This is a genomic window from Micromonospora krabiensis (genome assembly GCF_900091425.1).
Lineage (GTDB): Bacteria > Actinomycetota > Actinomycetes > Mycobacteriales > Micromonosporaceae > Micromonospora > Micromonospora krabiensis.
Genome location: NZ_LT598496.1, coordinates 4,074,080 through 4,089,394 on the forward strand (window position 1 = coordinate 4,074,080; position 15,315 = coordinate 4,089,394).

Below are 15,315 nucleotides of genomic sequence, written 5' to 3' on the forward strand. Positions count from 1 at the left end.
GGGGCCGGTTCCGGGGCGGGTCCCGCCGCCCGCCGGCACCCGGGAGGGGCGGCGCGATGATCGGTTACGAGGCTGTGCGGATGCTGGACGACGGGCGGCCGTCCTTCGGCGACCAGGTGTTCGAGCGGCTGCTGAAGGAGCGCATCGTCTTCCTCGGCTCGGAGGTCACCGACGCAACGGCGAACCAGATCTGCGCCCAGATCCTGCTGCTGGCGGCTGAGGACCCCGAGCGGGACATCTTCCTCTACATCAACTCGCCGGGCGGCTCGGTCAGCGCGGGCATGGCGGTCTACGACACGATGCGGTACGTCCGCAACGACGTGGCCACCCTGGCGATCGGCTTCGCCGGCTCGATGGGCCAGTTCCTGCTGTGCGGGGGCACGGCCGGCAAGCGGTACGCGCTGCCGCACTCGCGGATCATGATGCACCAACCGTCCGGGGGGTTCGGCGGGACGAGCGCCGACATCACCATCCAGGCGGAGAACCTGCTGCGCGTGAAGCGGAGCATGCAGGAGCTGATCGCCCGGCACAGCGGGCGGACGCTGGAGGAGATCCAGCGCGACTGGGACCGGGACCGCTGGTTCACCGCCGACGAGGCCCGCGAGTACGGGCTGATCGATCAGGTGATCACGGGCGTCGACGAGCTGGCGGTGGGCTGAACGGCGGCGGCGGCCGGCGATGGTCCCGCCGGTCGCCGCCGCGCACCGTCAGGGCAGGGTCGGCGTGACGAGCCCCCGAACAGCGGCTGAGCACCGACGACAGGTCGGACGCGCCCCCTCACTCGCGTCCGACGCCCGGTCGTGGGATTACCACGACCTGTCGGCTCTCGGTTACTGAGAGACTATGCGCGCTGGGAATCCCGCGCCCGCACCCGCGGCGCAGCGTCTTCCCGCCGAATCTCGTTACATCGCCTGGGCGTCGTAGCGGACCCGGGCGGCCTCCACCTCGTCGAGGTGGGTCGTGGCCCACGCCTCCAGCCCGGAGACCAGGTCGAGCAGGCTGCGCCCGAGCTCGGTCAGGGCGTAGTCGACCCGGGGCGGGACGCTGGCGTGCACCTCGCGGGTGACCAGCCCGTCGCGCTCCAGGGCACGCAGCGTCTGGGTGAGCATCTTCTGGCTCACCCCCTGGATGCGTCTGGCCAGGTCGCCGTAGCGCTTGGTCCCGTCGGCGAGGGTGAGCACCACCAGGACGCTCCACCGGTCCCCGATGCGGTCGAGAACCTGCCGGCTGCCGCACTTCTGGCTGTAAACGTCGGGCTTCACCGCATCACTCTCCCACGGAGCGCTTACGCACTTAAAGGTGCCTACTCTCCAACGGGAAGTAAGCCGGAATGCTTCCCGTTGGAGCAGAGGTCCGACCCACTCCAGAGGGAGAACCCATGTCCATCGTCGTCACCGGCGTCACCGGCCACCTCGGTCGACTCGTCGTGGAATCGCTGCTCAGCCGGGGCGTACCGGCCGACGGCATCGTCGCGCTCGGGCGGGACACCACCAAGCTCGCCGACCTCGCCGAGCGCGGGGTGACCGTGCGGCGCGGCGACTACGACGACCCCGCGTCGCTGCGCACCGCCCTCGCCGGCGCCGAGAAGCTGGTGTACGTCTCCGGCAACGAGCTCGGCCGCCGGGTCGAGCAGTCCCGCAACGTGATCGCCGCGGCCAAGGAGGCGGGTGTCGGTCTCATCGCCTACACCAGCATCCCCAAGGCGGACACGTCCGGCCTGATCCTCGCCAAGGAGCACTACGCGATCGAGCAGGAGATCGCAGCCTCCGGCCTGCCGTACGTCTTCCTCCGCAACAGCTGGTACCTGGAGAACTACACCACCCAGATCCCCACCTACCTCCAGTTCGGGGTGGCCGGTGCCGCCGAGGACGGCCGGGTCAGCGCGGCCACCCGCGCCGAATTCGCCGAGGCCGCCGCCGTGGTGGTCACCACCGACGGCCACGCCAACCAGGTGTACGAGCTGGGCGGCGCGCCGTTCACGCTGAGCGAGCTGGCCGAGGAGCTGTCCCGGCAGACGGGGCAGGAGGTGACCTACACCGACCTGTCCGAGGACAAGTACGCCGAGGTGCTGGTGGGCGCGGGCGTCCCCGCCGACTTCGCGGCCGTCCTCGCCGACAGCGACCGCGGCCTCGCCCGGGGCGAGCTGGAGGTCGAGGGCGACGACCTGGCCCGACTCATCGGCCGCCGGCCGGTCACTCTGGCCGAGGCGCTCCGCGCCGTGCTCTGACGCCACCCGCCGGCCGCCCCGCCCGCACTCTCGGGCGGGCCGGCCGGCGCCCGTTCCGTGCCCGCCCGGCTGACGCGGGCTCCCCGACGCGTTCGACCCGGCGTAGCGTGCCCGGATGATCGAACCGGACTTCCTGCGCGACACCCGGGCGTCGTACGACGCCGTGGCCGCCTCCTACGACCGGCAGTTCCGCGACGAACTGGCCAGCAAGCCGTACGACCGGGCCGTCCTCACCACCTTCGCGGAGCTGGTCCGGCGCGACGGCGGCGGACCGGTCGCCGACGTCGGCTGTGGCCTGGGCACGGTCACCGGTCACCTCGCCGACCTGGGCCTGGACGTCTTCGGCATCGACCTCTCGCCGGAGATGGTGGCGCTGGCCCGGCGCAACCGCCCCGGGCTGCGGTTCGAGGAGGGCTCGATGACCGCACTCGACCTGCCCGAGGGTGGCCTGGCGGGGATCACGGCCTGGTACTCGATCATCCACGTGCCCGACGAGCTGCTGCCCGACACGTTCACCGGGTTCCACCGGGCCCTCGCCCCGGGCGGCCACCTCGCCATGGTCTTCCAGGTGGGCGACGAGCCCGTGGTCCGCACCGAGGCGTTCGGCCGGCCGATCTCGCTCACCCTGCGCCGCCGACGCCCCGAGCAGGTCGAGGCCCTGTTGGCCGGGGCCGGGTTCGCGCTGTGCGCGCGCCTCGTCCGCGAGCCCGAGCCGTACGCGGGCGGGACCGAGACGACGCCACAGGCGTACCTGGTGGCCCGCAAGCCGCGCGGATGAGCGCCGAATCGAGATCGACAGGGGTCGCACCCCCGTCTACAGTGGCCAGCCAGCGGTCAGGGCGTTCGTTCCGCCCGCACAGACCGACCAGCACCACACACGGGGAGACATCATCACCATGCCCACCATGCGCCTGCGCGCCCTCGGTACCCTCGCCGTCCTGGCGGCCCTCGCCGGCCCGGTCGCCGGCTGCGAGAAGAAGAGCGAACCCACGGCCGGCGCGCCGACCGGTGCCGCCGCCAGCCCGACGGTGGACGTCGCCGCCAACAGCAAGACGGTCTGCGCCGCCGCACTCGACGTGGTGAAGGCCGGCTTCGTCGGCATGGCGGACGACGCCATCGCCCAGATCGACAAGCCGGTCGCCGAGGCCGAGAAGAACCGACTGATCCGCGAGCGCTACACGACCATCGTGACCGGTCTGCGGGCCCAGGCGCCCCAGGCGGCCGACCCGGCCGTACGCGGCTCCTTCGAGAACCTGGCCACGGCGATCGAGCAGCGGATGGCCGACGCGAAGGCGATGGACGTCGACGAGCCCACCCTGGAGAAGCACCTGACGGCGATGGACACGGCCTGCGGCAACTGAGTACGCGGGTCGGCCGGCGGGTGCGCAGCTCCTGCCGGCCGACCCGCCGCACGACGGTGGGCGCCTCGGCCCCCGGGTCAGTCGACAAAGATGCCGGCCGCCTCGGTCGAGGCGACGAGGGCGTCGAGCAGCAACCGTCCGACACCGCGTCCCGGCGCGTTGGGGTCGACGTAGATCGAGTGCTCGATCACCCCCGCGTACACCGCCCGGGTCGAGGTCGGCGTGACCGCCACCCACCCGAGCACGCGTCCGTCGCCGTCGGCGGCCACGAACCGGTGCCCGGCGAGCCGGTGACGCCGGCCATCAGGAGACGCCTTCCATCGCGGCAGTAAACCACTCCCGCGCCGGACCCGGCGTCGGTGTCCTGGCCGGGGCGGCCGCGGCGTCGTACCGTTGGTCACCGTGACAACGCCCGAGATCACGATCGCCGCCCCAACCGAACGCGCCCGGGTCGTCGACTCGCTGGTCGCCGCGTTCGCCCGGGACCCCGTGCTGCGACACCTGTTCCCCGACCCGGGCACCTATCCGCGCCACGCTGCCGCGTTCTTCGGGTATCTGTTCGACAAGCGGGTGCACCGGCAGACGATCTGGACGATCGGTCACGGCGCGTCGGTCGCGATCTGGGAACCGCCCGCGCCCTCCGACGAACCGGCCGACGACAGCCTCGCCGCCCAGCTGCCCGCCGCCGAGTTGAGCCGGGTCCGCGCGTACGAGCGGGCGATCCACTCCGCCCTGCCGAGGACCCCGTTCTGGTACCTCGGCGTCCTCGGTACCCACCCCGACTACGCCGGCCGCCGCTGGGGTCACGCGGTCATGGGGGCGGGGCTCCGCCGGGCCGCCGAGGACGGCGTGCCAGCCGTCCTGGAGACCAGCAACCCCGGAAACGTCGAGGTCTACCGCCGCGCCGGCTGGGAGGTCGTAGGCGTCGTCGAGGAGCCGCTGCCGACCTGGATCATGCAGCAGTCGCAAGCGGTCCGCACCTCGGACCGGTAGCCCCCGTCGGGAGGGGCTGCCGTCGGCGGCGGACGCCGCTATCCTGCCGCGATGGAGGCGACAGTTCAGGCGACCGCGGGCACCGGCCGACGGGTGTGGGGCCTCGCGCGGGTGCAGCTGGCAGTCCTCGTCGCGTACGCGTACGCGGCGGTCGCGTACCTCCTCACCGAGGCCGACCACTTCCCCGAGCAGGCACCGCCCGCCTGGTCCTGGCCGGCGGTGGCCGCCGTCGGCGTGGGCTTCGTCCCGACCCTGCTCTGCCTGCTGATGGCCCTGCCGTTACTGGCGTCCGCCGCCGCCCGCGACGCACAGCCGCGGTGGCGGACGCTGGCGGCGGTCAGCGGCGTCAGCGTCCTCATGCTGCTCGTGATGGCGACACCGCCCGGCTGGGAGCTGTTCGACTGGTACGTCGGCTAGCACCGCACGCCCGCGCGTTGCGGCCTCCGACGGCACCCCGTTAGGGTCCGGTGGTGGCGGCCGAAGCAGCGGGAGCGTTTCGCCGGACCGCGATCGAGCGTTCGGATCAGCGCATCTCCTGGGACCGGTCGGACCAGGCCTTCTTCGCCTCCGGGGCGTGTCACATCCTGGCCTGGGTGTGCCGCGACACTTATCCGGACCGGACGATCGAGATCGCGGGGATACACCTCGCCGGCGGCTGGCAGGTCTTCCACGTCTACGCCCTCTGGAACGGCTGGGCGTTCGACCACTCCGGCTGGAATCCCGAGCCGGAGTTCCTGGCGGTCAACATGGCCTTCGAAGGTCACCCGCTCGAGCGCGTCACCATTGCGGAAAGCCTCGCCGAGTTCTGCGAGGCGCACCACTCCCGGACGCCGGACCACTACTGGCAGGACCCCGTCCCGCGGGCCCGCGACTACGTGAGTCGATACCTCCCACCGTGGGCGTGACCGTGGGCGGTGACGAGGCTTCGGGTCAGCTCGGGGAGAGGACGCAGAACTCGTTGCCCTCCGGGTCGGCGAGGACCATCCACGGAACGTCCAGGTCCAGGGCGGTGGCGCCGAGCGCCCGCAGCCTGGCCGCCTCGGCGGCCAGGTCGTCACCCGGATACGGGCGGACGTCGAGATGGACCCGGTTCCACACGGTCTTCGGGTCCGCCGTGCGGATGAACTCCAGATAGGGGCCGACGCCCTTGGCGGAGCGGAGTGTCGCGCTGTCGTCGGTCACCTCGTGCACGACCCAGTCCGTGGCCGCACCCCAGAAGCGGGCCATGGCTCGCGGGTCCGCGCAGTCGACCACCACCGCCGCGATCGGCCCGGTGTCCCGGTAGCGCGGTCGCGGGTCCAGCACGCAGAACTCGTTGCCCTCCGGGTCGGCCAGCACCGTCCACGGGACGTCACCCTGGCCGATGTCGGCGGGCGTGGCGCCCAGATCCCTCAGGTGCGCGACCAGCTCCGCCTGGTGCTCCACCGAGGTGGTGGCGAGGTCGACGTGCACACGGTTCTTCACCGTCTTGGGTTCCGGGGAGGAGACAAGGTCGATGCAGACCGCGACGGGGTCGGGGTAGACGAAGCCCTCGGGTTCGAGGTTGGTCACGCCGGGTCCCTCGCTGGAGACCTCCCAACCGAGCACCTTCGCCCAGAAACCGCCCAGCGCGGAGTCGTCCCGAGCCTTCATGTTGATCTGCACGAGCCGCGTTGCCATACCGGCGATGTTAGGGCCTGCGCCGAGCCGGCGGTGGCCCCGGACCGCTCGCCACCGTCACGCGGGCCCTGGCCGGCGGTGCATGCCCGATGCGGTGCCCCCGGCAGGATTCGAACCTGCGACACACGGTTTAGGAAACCGATGCTCTATCCCCTGAGCTACGGGGGCGCGAGGGCCTAGTCTAGCGACCTGGGGGTTCACCTGGGGTGGCAGGGAGTGGCCCACGTTCGCCCACGATCCCCGGACCCCTGTTCTCCCAGCCCAGGACCACACCCGGAGCACACGAACCCCGGTTTGCGACCGGTGGTCAGCCGCGGTGACCCGCGTTGGCACCGGTTCACCCGTGTTGGCATCCGCTGGAGAGCACACACCGCGCACATCATCGGAGATCAACAGGGTTTCGCCCGGGTACCTACCGTCGGCACCGCCACGGGAGAACGACCGAGCCCCCTGTCACGCTGATGTGAGACAGCCCGTCTACCAGGGGATACTCTTCCTGGACGGCCCTGAGGAGAGCACATCAGCATGACGTCGAAGCCCCACGAGAACCGCTAAACAAAATCAAGAAACTGTCTCAGTTGACTTGACAGGTTCCGGAGCGCTCACTCCGGGTCGCTCGGGGAGGGGTAATGCCAGGTGGGTGTCGCGATGGGGTGCCGTGAGGGTGCGATCGCCAGCGGCCCGGGCTAGCCATCTGGACGCGCTGGCTAGCCCGGGCGCAGCGAGGTCAGGACCTGCCGACCATCTTGTGGAATGTGGCTGCAGACGCTGCGAATGCCGCGCCAGCCGCCAGGGCGGCTGCGGGCAGCGAGTCGCCCGCCAGGTGCGTGAGCACGCCGGTTACTCCACCGACGGCGGACGCGAAGAACAGCGTCACCGCTGCCCGGAAGCTGATCAACGGCTCCGGTCCCTGATTCGATCGTGCGCTCATCGGCCAGCTCGCACACGCGTGTTCATGTGGACTCCTTTCGTCGAGCCGCCCACCACGCACCGCGAGGTCAGAACGGCAAGTCGTCGTCGGAATCCATTTCAAACGACCGCGAATGGAGAGGTATAACGGTGGGTGTCACAAGACCATCCGCGAGGCCTCGGTCGGGGTGGGTTGTTGACGTGAACCGAGGCCGGCTGAATGCCTGCTGCCACGCCTGCTCCATCGAACTCTCCAGTGCGCGCTGACGCGCCTTCAGCGCCCATACGCCGAGCCAATGCAGGACTTCTCCGGACGAACACGTGGCAAGCTCCCCGACCACAGAGCCCCCCGGCCAGGGCCACATCGCGGGCGCAACGGTGAACCTCACACCAGTCGTACGAGCGAGACGCCGAAACCTCGCCACGTTCGCACGTGCACGCTGCAACTCCGCACGAAGGTCCGACTCGTCCTCCGCGATGCTCTCGATAACCTGCTCCATCGCCACCGAAGTCGCCAGGCGGGCATCGGCCAGCAGTCGCTGCCGTTCGTCCTCAGTAATCAGGCCGAACCTCATCGCATCGTCCGCCGGTAGCAGCAGTCTGAACTGCGCAGGCCCGTCGGCCTCCTCTTCATGTTCGGCGTCGGGGTCCGTGCGCCAGTCGATGAGGATGGCCTCCGCGAAACCACTGACCAGGTCGGGCCGCAGCCCGTCAGCCGCCTTCAGCAGCGGCTCGATGCCCGGAATCGGTGTAACGCCGTCGGCGGCCGCCTGCAGCGGCCAAGCTGCCACACGGTTGCCGAGCGCCACCGCCAGCACCTTGCCAACAGCGGCCCAACTCGCGTGCGGTTCTGGCAGCGGCCCGTGGAAGACGGCTGCCCGCCAACCATCTGGTACCGCCACCGACCAGCCGGGTGGACGCACGACTCGGGTGGCAGCGGTGCCAACTTCGGCGCCGGTCAGCCATGCCTCAAAGTCCTCCACCTCGACTGCCCGCTCTGCCCGCCAGACGGCGGTCCCGCCCCGGCCTGTCCAGTCGTAGGAGGTGAGCCCGGTGCTGTACTGCTTCCGCAGGTCGCTGCCGCCGCCGTCCTCGTCCGTAATGGCGAGATCAAGTCGGAGCTCGTTCCACGCCATGCCTTGGTCGTACAGCATCCTCTCGTTGGCCTCCGCTTTCGGACCAATTAGCAGATCGCGGGCGATGGCGGTGGCCACCTCGAACCGGGCGTCGGAATGCCAGGCGACGTCATTCTCAAGTGCTTCGGCGACCCGCAGCAGTCGTTGCTGGGCGTGGTCCGGGCGCCCCCCGGGCGCCCGGAGGTCGTTGCGCACGTCCTCGGCGGCGAGCAACACCGCCAGCTCGGGAAAAGTGCTGGTAGCCGCCACGGCCAGGTGCCACAACCCGATCGCCGCGTGCCGGCGGAGCGTCGATGGGAGACCACGCAGGTAGTCGTCGTCGAATGGCTCCTCCATGGCGATGGCGGTCATGACCGCGTCGGTGAGCAACCTGGCCTGGTAGTCCCTATGCGCCCGAACCGACTGGCCTGGCAGCCGCAACGACATCGCACGGGCTCTCACTGCAATCCCGGGCGGTAGCCGCAACCGCAGAGGCGTGGCCGTGGAGCGGCCTGCGCGGATGTCCCTCTTCATCCGCCGGGGCGTCGGGTAGCGCAGCACGGTGGCTATGTGGCTCAGCCGATCCGGTTCGGACAGCTGCTCTTGCCGGGCGACGTAATCGGACAGCAGCTGACGTACTGTCTCGTCGCGTGAGCAACCCCGCCGCGCCGCGATCACCGCAAGCGCGTTGTGGGCGCATACGGGCAGCCGGACGTTCGTCTCCTCCCGCTCGGCCATACCCCATTATCCGGCGCCGCCCAGAACCATCCCGGCAGCGGACTGCCCGACCTGCCGCCACGGCTGCCCTCGGTCGTACACCAAGGGCACCTGCGTCCAATTCGCTGCTCGTTGCGGCGCGCTTTCGCCCCGGGCGCTGGGCCGTGATAGTGCAATTCGTTCACTCAGCCGGTAGCGCCAGACTCCGAATCGAATCGTGGTGGTTCCAGCGGCTTGGGGGCGGCCGGGGGCGTTTTCGGGCCATTCCGGGCGTTGATTCATGCTTGACCTCGGCGGACGGGCCAAACCCGGGTGGCGCCGCGACCTTGGGTGACCGGCTCTCCCCGGTGGGGATGGGGCAGATGGCACTCTTTGCTGCATCCCATTGTCGGTACCGCCGCTGCGCGGCGCTTGTCCGTTCGAGCCCCCGCCGCACTCCGGCCGAGGTTGAGGTCCAGCATCCGCTTATGCCGCGGTGATGGCGCCTTGCAGCCCGCAGCCCACCCCCAACAGTCCTCTTGCCGCTCCCAGAGTTGCTACGAACGCTGGCTGGGTCCCATCCCGCACGGCTCCAGGCCCAGGGACCGCAGATCTCGGCGGCAACCCTTCACGAGCTTCGAGCGCCAGCTCAGGTCACGATGCGAACGCCGGGCCAGCGTTCGGTGGGGCGGTGGCGGGCGAGTCGCTGGCGGGAGATCTCGGGGCTGGCCCTGCTCGGGTTGCGCCGCCACACCCCGTCGAGCAGGTCGTTGAGGCCGTGCGGCGCGCATACCGTGATCTGGTCGTGCGTGTCGAGGCGGACGGCCACGGCGGTGGCGTACTCGGGCCAGGTGGCGACCGCGTCAGCGATGGGTGTGCAACGCGGCCACCGGGCCTCCGCCGAACTTGGCCCGGTACCAGGTGTGCACTGCGGCCTGGTTCTTTGCCTCCCACGGCGGCTCCGGCCAGGCCGATATCAGCCGCCGGGTAGCCCGGTCGTCGTTGTGGCGGCTCAGGTCCGCCGCATCGAGGAAGACGACGTCGACGTCCCGCACCGATGACGGGTCGAAGCCGGTGCCGTACCGCTCGCTCCAGACCAGGTCGCGGATGGCGCCCGCGCCGATCCAGGCGTTCGGCAAGCCGGAGTCCCGAACGACGCCCAGCGCCCGCACCAGCCACGGGCTGCGCTCGACGAGGTCCCGCCGTTCGTCCGCCCGCATCATCTCCCCCGGTTACCTCTGTCGGATGCCTGCTCAGTCGAACAGCCGGCCTACGAGGGCACCTTGGCCGGACTGCAGGACGTGCGCCGTGCGTAACGGTATCCAGAAGCACTCGAACCGGGTGGGCTCCTGCTCGCCGTCGTGGTCTTCCTGGCTTGCCCATCGCGCGGGCGTCGTCCCGTGCAGCGCCAACTCGAAGAACTGCCGACGCTGGATCTCGAATCGGAGCGGGCTGATGTCGTACTCGATCTCCCCCAGCTTGCGCACGACGGTGAAGCCGGTCAGTCCGGTCTCTTCGCGGGCCTCGCGCAGCGCCGCGTCCGCCGGGTCCTCACCGGGGCGAACGCTGCCACCCGGCACCTGGATGCCGACCTCCTCGTAGCTGAAGTCGACGTGCCGGAAGACGAGCAAGCGCCCGTCCCGCACGACGTAGCAGAGAACCTTGGGGGTGATCACCTTCTCGGGCATCGCGGCTTCCTCCACTCGTTCCCGGTGGGTCTACCTGGGGTCTGGCGGGCTCGAGTCGGGCAGGCCGAAGATGGCTTCCTGGGCCGCTCGGGCAAGGGTGGCCTGGGTGGTGGCGGGCAGTCCGAGCCTGTTCCAGTGGAAGATCACGTGCAAGGCGATTACCGCCCGCAGACCACGAGTGAGGGTGCCCCTCTCCCGTTGGCGATGCAAGGCCGCGCCGACGTGTGCGAATGCGGTGTGCCAGTCGCCGGGGGTGCGAGGTGCGCCGAGCAGCAGGCTCCGAACGTCTCCGGTGAATCTCTCCCACCTGCGGGCATCGGTTGTCGGTGACTGGTTGAGGTGTGCGGCGCGGTGCTCGACGACATGGGCCCAGACGTCGCCTTGCTCGTTGAGGTCCAGCCCTGCTGCGCGCATCAGGGCGGTGCACAAGATCAGGGAGTGTTCGCGCCGGGTGGTGGGGTGCTGGTGGAGGTAGGTGAGGAGGTGGCGGCTGTCGTGGTGGAACAGCGTGTGGGCGGTGGTCATGGCGTCGTGGCCGCCGAAGGCGTGGGTTTCGGGTTCGTAGATGTCGCCGGTCCAGGTGGCCCCGTCGGTGAGTAGCCGGCGGGCCTGGTCGCCGCTGTCTGGGCTGTTTGTGGGGAGGTAGCGGATGCGCCAGGCGCCTTTGCGGATGAACCACCAGGAGGTGATCAGGCCGGCGGTCTCGGCGCCGGGAAGCACTCGGCGCAGGTGGGCGACGGCCTGTTGCTCGCGCTCCCGGGCGGTCTGGCCGGGGTAGCTGATGTTGACCTGGTGCCAGGGGGTGTTGTCCACGGATGGCTCTTTCAGGTGAGGAGGAGACAGGCGTCCCAGGCGGTGGCGACGGCGGTGACGAGGTCGGCGCCTGCCCTGCCATCGAGCAGCCCTTCGGGCTCGTTGGTGGTGGGGGCGGTCTGCCGGTGGAGATCTTCTACGGCAGCCAGGGGTATCCAGGTGAGGGCATCGGAAGCGACCCGGCGGGCGGTAGCCACCAGTCCGGCGGTGCCGTGGCACAGGCTTCGGTCGGTGAGCCGTCGAAGCTGTTCGGGGTCGGTGACGCAGGTGGTGAAAGCGGTCTCGGCGAGGTGCTGGCCTGTGGTGTCGTGCAGGGCGTGTGCGGCGAGTTGCTGGGCGCGGGCGATGCTCGGCGTGCCGTAGCACCAGGACGGCCGCAGCGGGGTTCTCTGCGCTGGAGATCCGTTGTGTAAGTCGGTGAGGGTGATGGTTTGTGGCCACCAGATAGTGCCGTCGGTGTGCTGCTGCCAGGCGTTCAGCCATTGGTTGATGCGGTTGATCGCCGTGGTGTGTCCGGCGACGGTGATGCCGTCGCGGAGGGTGAGGGCGAGCAGTGCCAGTGGGCCGGTGATGCCATGGGCCATGCCGAAGTTCGCGTGACCGCCGACGGGCGGTGGCTGGCGGCGTTCGGGCCCGTTCCAGCACCACCAGCCGGGTAGCTCGCCTCGCGGTTCGGTGAGCCGGACGAGGTAGTCCAGGACCTGGCGGAGCAGGTCGTGATCGCCGAGCCGGCGCAGGACGACGCCGAGGCCGGTCAATCCGCGGATGAGGTCGTACTCGGCGTAGTGCGGCTGCTGGCGTTGGTCGATGCGGCGGTGGGCGGCGTCGAGCCGTCGGCGGGTCAACGTGGCGGTGCCGTCGGCGGTGGCTGCTCGTGCCTGGGCGAGCCCTGGATGGTCGGTGGTGGCGAGGACGAATGCGAGCGCGGGAGCGCCATAGAAGAGGCTGGCCCCATCGGCGATGCTCACACCACCGGCGGTGGCGTCGCGCAGTGCCTCGTACGCTGCCGGCCTGTTGCCGGTTTCGAGGTGCAGCAGGGCGATGCCGGCCGCGCCGTCGGCGAGGGACTGTCCCGTGGTCACGGCTTACGTCCGGCGAGGGTGGTGCGGGCGATGGTTCGGGCCAGCCGCAGGCAGTGCCGTTCGGAGGTGGGGTCGACGCCGATCATGCGGGCGTGGTGCAGGTGCAGCAGGTCGCCCAGCACCTCGTCGGGGTCGAGTCCGTCATGGGTGACCATGGAGCGGTAGACGGCCAGCGCTGCGGCGAGCCGCTCGTCATGCACTGGGCGCCGGGCGTGTTCGAGTTGGGCGGGGTCGAGGCGGGGGCCGGTCCGGTGAGGGACGTGGGTCGCGAGCCAGCGCGGGCCATCGCCGGTGAAGCCGTCGGCGATGGCGATCATCCCGGCGGCGGTGGCGGCTTGACGGTCGCCAGTGAGCCGGTGCAGGGCGGCGCGGGAGTCGGCGGCGAACACCCGCTCGGCGGCGGCGAGGTTCGCTGCGGCACCGTGGCGGGTCTCCGGGCGGCACGGATGGATGCTGTAGTCGTGTACGAGGGCGTCATTGTGCAGGTGCTGCACCCAGTCGGCGAGATGACGGGCGATGTCGGCGAATCGGTCAGTGTCCGATAGTGGGATGCGTAGCCGCAGGTGTAGCTCGGGGTGGGGATACCGTAGGAACCACCAGCCGGCTGGTAGGTGGTCGGCGGGGCGTCCGGCGAGATCGGTCAGGATGTCATCGAGCCGACCGTGCAAGTGTGCCTCCAGCCACCGTGACCGCCCAGGCCAGTGCTGAACAGTGCGGGCTGGTCGGGCTGGTCGGGCTGGTCGGGCGGCCGGCGCGGTGTGGGTGAGGGTGAGCAGGAGTTCGGCGGGGCGGTCGTCGATCCAGCCCGCTGGACCTGGAGCCTCGGTGATCACGGTGCGGGGATGCCGGTCAAGGTGGTCGCGTAGAACCGCCAGGTGGGCAGGGTTGTCCAGGTCAAGGCGTAGGCGTATGTCGTCGTCGCCGACCAGGACCTGCTCCGGGATGTGCCGTTGGAGGCGGTTTCGTCGCCAGGCGTCACACCACTGCGCCCATGCTGTTCCCTGAGCGGGAAGCGCGGTGTGGTCGAGGATCCAGCGGGCGGGGTGCACTATGGTGCGTCCCCGTCGCAGGCGGGGTAGGAACGGCAGGCCGCTGGCGTGTCCCCAGTCGAACCGGCTGCACGGTGCCGTCCACGCGGTCCAGATCTCGGCCAGGAACCGCATCAGCGGCTGCTGCAGCGTAGGCAGCAGGACGCTGTTGAACAGCAGCGGCTCGACGGGCTGACCGGTGGTCAGCGATACCAGCCACAACCGGCGTCCGTCGCCGGCCACCGCCAGATCCTCAAGCGTGTACGGCGGTGCCGGGTGGAAGTCGCCGACAGGGAGGACGGGCAGCAGTTCGGGCGTCCGGGCTACTGCGGTGAGGCGGGCGTCAAGGGGTGGTCCGGATAGCTGCAGCGGGGCCGCGCCGGGCAGGGCGGTCGGCAGATTTCGGTAGACCTGCTGGAATCCGTCGAGTTCGGCGGGGGTGAGCAGGTGCAGGAACCGGGCCGCGGCGACCCCGGCGTGGCGGGACCCGCTGAGTACCGTCAGGGTGAACGCGCCGCGGTCTAGATCGTGCAGGGTGTCGGCGGCGAGGGTGAACCGCAGTTCGGTGTGTGGAATCGGCGGCCGGTCGTCATTGCCGCGGAGCCGGTCGATCAGCGCGTCGTCGAGCACCACTTCGGCGCAGCCGTCGAGGACGGCCTGCTGCGCGAGCTGTCCGAGCAGCCGGTCGCGGGCGGTGAACAGCGCTGGGGCGCGGCGAGTGGATCCCCGGTAGCCAGCCGGAAACCCCAGCACGTTCAGCACATCACGGATGGGCACAGCCGCTCCTGGACCCCACCGCTCGATGAACGCGCTGTGGTACTCGGCCCACCCAGGGGTAGGTGGTGGCGCTACCGCCATGAGCGTGGACGCGGCCCGTTCCGCCTCGTGCAGGATCGGCGGGGGCAGGGTCACGGCGATGTCGGCGCGGAGGTCGACGGCGGTCCGGCTGCCCGGTTCCGGGATGGCGTAGTGGCGGGCAACGTGGGAGGCCGGGTCGGTGACGGTCATGGGCGGGCGGAGGGCCGACAGCAGCACCCCGGTGTGGACCAGGTCGGCCAGTAGCCGCTCGGCGTCGGCGATGCTGGCGCCTACGGCGACCATCGCGGCGAGTTCGGCGATCCTGACCGGGGAGCGCGCCGCCTGGATCGCGGCCCGGATCGGGCTGGTCAGGCGGACCTCGACGTCCCACCGCCGCTCGTCGCTGGCGTGGGCACAGGGCAGAACCCATCTGTCGCCGCGCTGGTATCCCAACGAGTTCGTCACGACGGGGACGGTGCGCAGGGTGGCCAGGTCGTGTTCGGCTTGCGCGGTGTGGTCGACGATGAACTGGCCATCGGGGCGGGAGACAGCGCGATGAGCCTCGCCCAGGCGGACCGCCGCGCGAGCGCCGAACTGGACCGGGGCGACGCCGGCGAACGTGCCGAACGGGGTCGCCCTTGTGGTCCAGCGCAGCAGGTACCGGACCGTTGACTGCACCAGGCGTCGCAGTCGCTGCGGTGGCAGCGGCTCCCCGGTCAGAGCGCGTTGGATCTGGTCGGCGAGCTGCGGCGCCGCGCCGGTAACGGCTGCCGCGAAGCCGGACAGCGTCCACGTCGTGTCCAGCCACTCGCGCCACTGATCGGGATGACCGTGGGCTATGTCGGGCCAGGGCGGCAGAACGAGACCCTTGGGGTAGGCGGCGATTCTGATCAGCGCCGCACCATCTGCGGGAACCATGAGGCACCACCGAATCGTCGGGCCCGGC

Annotated in this window: 16 protein-coding genes, 1 tRNA gene and 1 pseudogene; 7 read left to right on the forward strand and 11 right to left on the reverse strand. The window is 70.5% G+C overall.

Going from position 1 to position 15,315, the window contains the following annotated elements:
• Nucleotides 1–56: 56 nt before the first annotated feature.
• Nucleotides 57–659: an ATP-dependent Clp protease proteolytic subunit gene (locus GA0070620_RS18650; protein ID WP_091592664.1), complete on the forward strand. Its 603-nt coding sequence runs from the start codon at nucleotides 57–59 to the stop codon at nucleotides 657–659.
• Between the two features lie 243 nt (nucleotides 660–902).
• Here GA0070620_RS18650 and GA0070620_RS18655 read toward each other — a convergent pair whose 3' ends face one another.
• On the reverse strand, nucleotides 903–1,262 hold the full coding sequence (locus GA0070620_RS18655) for a winged helix-turn-helix transcriptional regulator (RefSeq protein ID WP_091592666.1): 360 nt from the start codon (nucleotides 1,260–1,262) through the stop codon (nucleotides 903–905).
• 116 nt (nucleotides 1,263–1,378) lie between these two features.
• Here GA0070620_RS18655 and GA0070620_RS18660 point away from each other — a divergent pair, with 116 nt between their 5' ends.
• The 3 genes from GA0070620_RS18660 (at nucleotide 1,379) to GA0070620_RS18670 (ending at nucleotide 3,588) form a co-directional block, all read left to right on the forward strand.
• Nucleotides 1,379–2,227, forward strand: a complete 849-nt coding sequence (locus tag GA0070620_RS18660) for an SDR family oxidoreductase (protein ID WP_091592668.1) — start codon at nucleotides 1,379–1,381, stop codon at nucleotides 2,225–2,227.
• Between the two features lie 115 nt (nucleotides 2,228–2,342).
• Nucleotides 2,343–3,005, forward strand: a complete 663-nt coding sequence (locus tag GA0070620_RS18665) for a class I SAM-dependent DNA methyltransferase (RefSeq protein WP_091592670.1) — start codon at nucleotides 2,343–2,345, stop codon at nucleotides 3,003–3,005.
• A gap of 118 nt (nucleotides 3,006–3,123) precedes the next feature.
• Entirely contained in the window at nucleotides 3,124–3,588 is a 465-nt protein-coding gene (locus tag GA0070620_RS18670; protein ID WP_091592672.1) for a hypothetical protein, read from the forward strand.
• Between the two features lie 86 nt (nucleotides 3,589–3,674).
• On the opposite strand, the pseudogene GA0070620_RS33670 reads toward GA0070620_RS18670, so the two are convergent.
• Nucleotides 3,675–3,878: pseudogene (locus GA0070620_RS33670) on the reverse strand (N-acetyltransferase family protein); the annotation flags it as partial.
• Nucleotides 3,879–3,990: 112 nt separating this feature from the next.
• Between GA0070620_RS33670 and GA0070620_RS18680 the strand changes: the two are divergent.
• The 3 genes from GA0070620_RS18680 to GA0070620_RS18690 are packed head-to-tail and all read left to right on the forward strand — an operon-like array spanning nucleotide 3,991 to nucleotide 5,486.
• Nucleotides 3,991–4,581, forward strand: a complete 591-nt coding sequence (locus GA0070620_RS18680) for a GNAT family N-acetyltransferase (protein ID WP_091598980.1) — start codon at nucleotides 3,991–3,993, stop codon at nucleotides 4,579–4,581.
• 51 nt (nucleotides 4,582–4,632) lie between these two features.
• Entirely contained in the window at nucleotides 4,633–4,998 is a 366-nt protein-coding gene (locus tag GA0070620_RS18685; RefSeq protein ID WP_091592674.1) for a hypothetical protein, read from the forward strand.
• 53 nt (nucleotides 4,999–5,051) lie between these two features.
• Nucleotides 5,052–5,486 carry a hypothetical protein gene (locus GA0070620_RS18690; protein WP_091598983.1) on the forward strand — a complete coding sequence of 145 codons (435 nt, stop codon included), beginning with the start codon at nucleotides 5,052–5,054 and terminating at the stop codon, nucleotides 5,484–5,486.
• A 25-nt stretch (nucleotides 5,487–5,511) separates the two neighbouring features.
• Here GA0070620_RS18690 and GA0070620_RS18695 read toward each other — a convergent pair whose 3' ends face one another.
• The 9 genes from GA0070620_RS18695 to GA0070620_RS18730 all read right to left on the reverse strand — a co-directional run bounded on the left by GA0070620_RS18695 (nucleotide 5,512) and on the right by GA0070620_RS18730 (nucleotide 15,287).
• Complete coding sequence (locus tag GA0070620_RS18695; protein WP_091592676.1) at nucleotides 5,512–6,240, reverse strand: VOC family protein; 729 nt, start codon at nucleotides 6,238–6,240, stop codon at nucleotides 5,512–5,514.
• Between the two features lie 95 nt (nucleotides 6,241–6,335).
• A tRNA-Arg gene (locus GA0070620_RS18700) sits at nucleotides 6,336–6,408 on the reverse strand.
• Nucleotides 6,409–7,238: 830 nt separating this feature from the next.
• The gene (locus GA0070620_RS18705) at nucleotides 7,239–9,002 is read right to left on the reverse strand and encodes a hypothetical protein (protein WP_091592678.1); all 1,764 of its coding nucleotides are present in this window, start codon (nucleotides 9,000–9,002) and stop codon (nucleotides 7,239–7,241) included.
• 607 nt (nucleotides 9,003–9,609) lie between these two features.
• The gene (locus GA0070620_RS34065; protein ID WP_269456544.1) at nucleotides 9,610–9,789 is read right to left on the reverse strand and encodes a nucleotidyltransferase family protein; all 180 of its coding nucleotides are present in this window, start codon (nucleotides 9,787–9,789) and stop codon (nucleotides 9,610–9,612) included.
• A 34-nt stretch (nucleotides 9,790–9,823) separates the two neighbouring features.
• Nucleotides 9,824–10,183 carry a nucleotidyltransferase family protein gene (locus GA0070620_RS34070; RefSeq protein WP_269456545.1) on the reverse strand — a complete coding sequence of 120 codons (360 nt, stop codon included), beginning with the start codon at nucleotides 10,181–10,183 and terminating at the stop codon, nucleotides 9,824–9,826.
• A 30-nt stretch (nucleotides 10,184–10,213) separates the two neighbouring features.
• Nucleotides 10,214–10,648 (reverse strand): NUDIX hydrolase, encoded by a 435-nt coding sequence (locus GA0070620_RS18715; RefSeq protein ID WP_091592680.1) that lies wholly within the window; start codon nucleotides 10,646–10,648, stop codon nucleotides 10,214–10,216.
• 30 nt (nucleotides 10,649–10,678) lie between these two features.
• Nucleotides 10,679–11,461 carry a thiopeptide-type bacteriocin biosynthesis protein gene (locus GA0070620_RS18720; protein ID WP_091592682.1) on the reverse strand — a complete coding sequence of 261 codons (783 nt, stop codon included), beginning with the start codon at nucleotides 11,459–11,461 and terminating at the stop codon, nucleotides 10,679–10,681.
• 11 nt (nucleotides 11,462–11,472) lie between these two features.
• The gene (locus GA0070620_RS18725; protein ID WP_091592684.1) at nucleotides 11,473–12,543 is read right to left on the reverse strand and encodes a lanthionine synthetase C family protein; all 1,071 of its coding nucleotides are present in this window, start codon (nucleotides 12,541–12,543) and stop codon (nucleotides 11,473–11,475) included.
• Nucleotides 12,540–15,287, reverse strand: coding sequence for a lantibiotic dehydratase (locus tag GA0070620_RS18730; protein ID WP_091592686.1), 2,748 nt, complete (start codon nucleotides 15,285–15,287; stop codon nucleotides 12,540–12,542). Before GA0070620_RS18730 ends, GA0070620_RS18725 begins: the two co-directional genes overlap by 4 nt.
• Nucleotides 15,288–15,315 lie beyond the last annotated feature (28 nt).

Bases quoted from the DNA above. Each gene is read 5' to 3' on its own strand.
- GA0070620_RS18650 (WP_091592664.1), top strand. From the start codon at position 57: ATGATCGGTTACGAGGCTGTGCGGATGCTGGACGACGGGCGGCCGTCC.
- GA0070620_RS18660 (WP_091592668.1), top strand. From the start codon at position 1,379: ATGTCCATCGTCGTCACCGGCGTCACCGGCCACCTCGGTCGACTCGTC.
- GA0070620_RS18665 (WP_091592670.1), top strand. From the start codon at position 2,343: ATGATCGAACCGGACTTCCTGCGCGACACCCGGGCGTCGTACGACGCC.
- GA0070620_RS18670 (WP_091592672.1), top strand. From the start codon at position 3,124: ATGCCCACCATGCGCCTGCGCGCCCTCGGTACCCTCGCCGTCCTGGCG.
- GA0070620_RS18685 (WP_091592674.1), top strand. From the start codon at position 4,633: ATGGAGGCGACAGTTCAGGCGACCGCGGGCACCGGCCGACGGGTGTGG.
- GA0070620_RS18695 (WP_091592676.1), bottom strand. From the start codon at position 6,240: ATGGCAACGCGGCTCGTGCAGATCAACATGAAGGCTCGGGACGACTCC.
- GA0070620_RS18705 (WP_091592678.1), bottom strand. From the start codon at position 9,002: ATGGCCGAGCGGGAGGAGACGAACGTCCGGCTGCCCGTATGCGCCCAC.
- GA0070620_RS34070 (WP_269456545.1), bottom strand. From the start codon at position 10,183: ATGATGCGGGCGGACGAACGGCGGGACCTCGTCGAGCGCAGCCCGTGG.
- GA0070620_RS18715 (WP_091592680.1), bottom strand. From the start codon at position 10,648: ATGCCCGAGAAGGTGATCACCCCCAAGGTTCTCTGCTACGTCGTGCGG.
- GA0070620_RS18730 (WP_091592686.1), bottom strand. From the start codon at position 15,287: ATGGTTCCCGCAGATGGTGCGGCGCTGATCAGAATCGCCGCCTACCCC.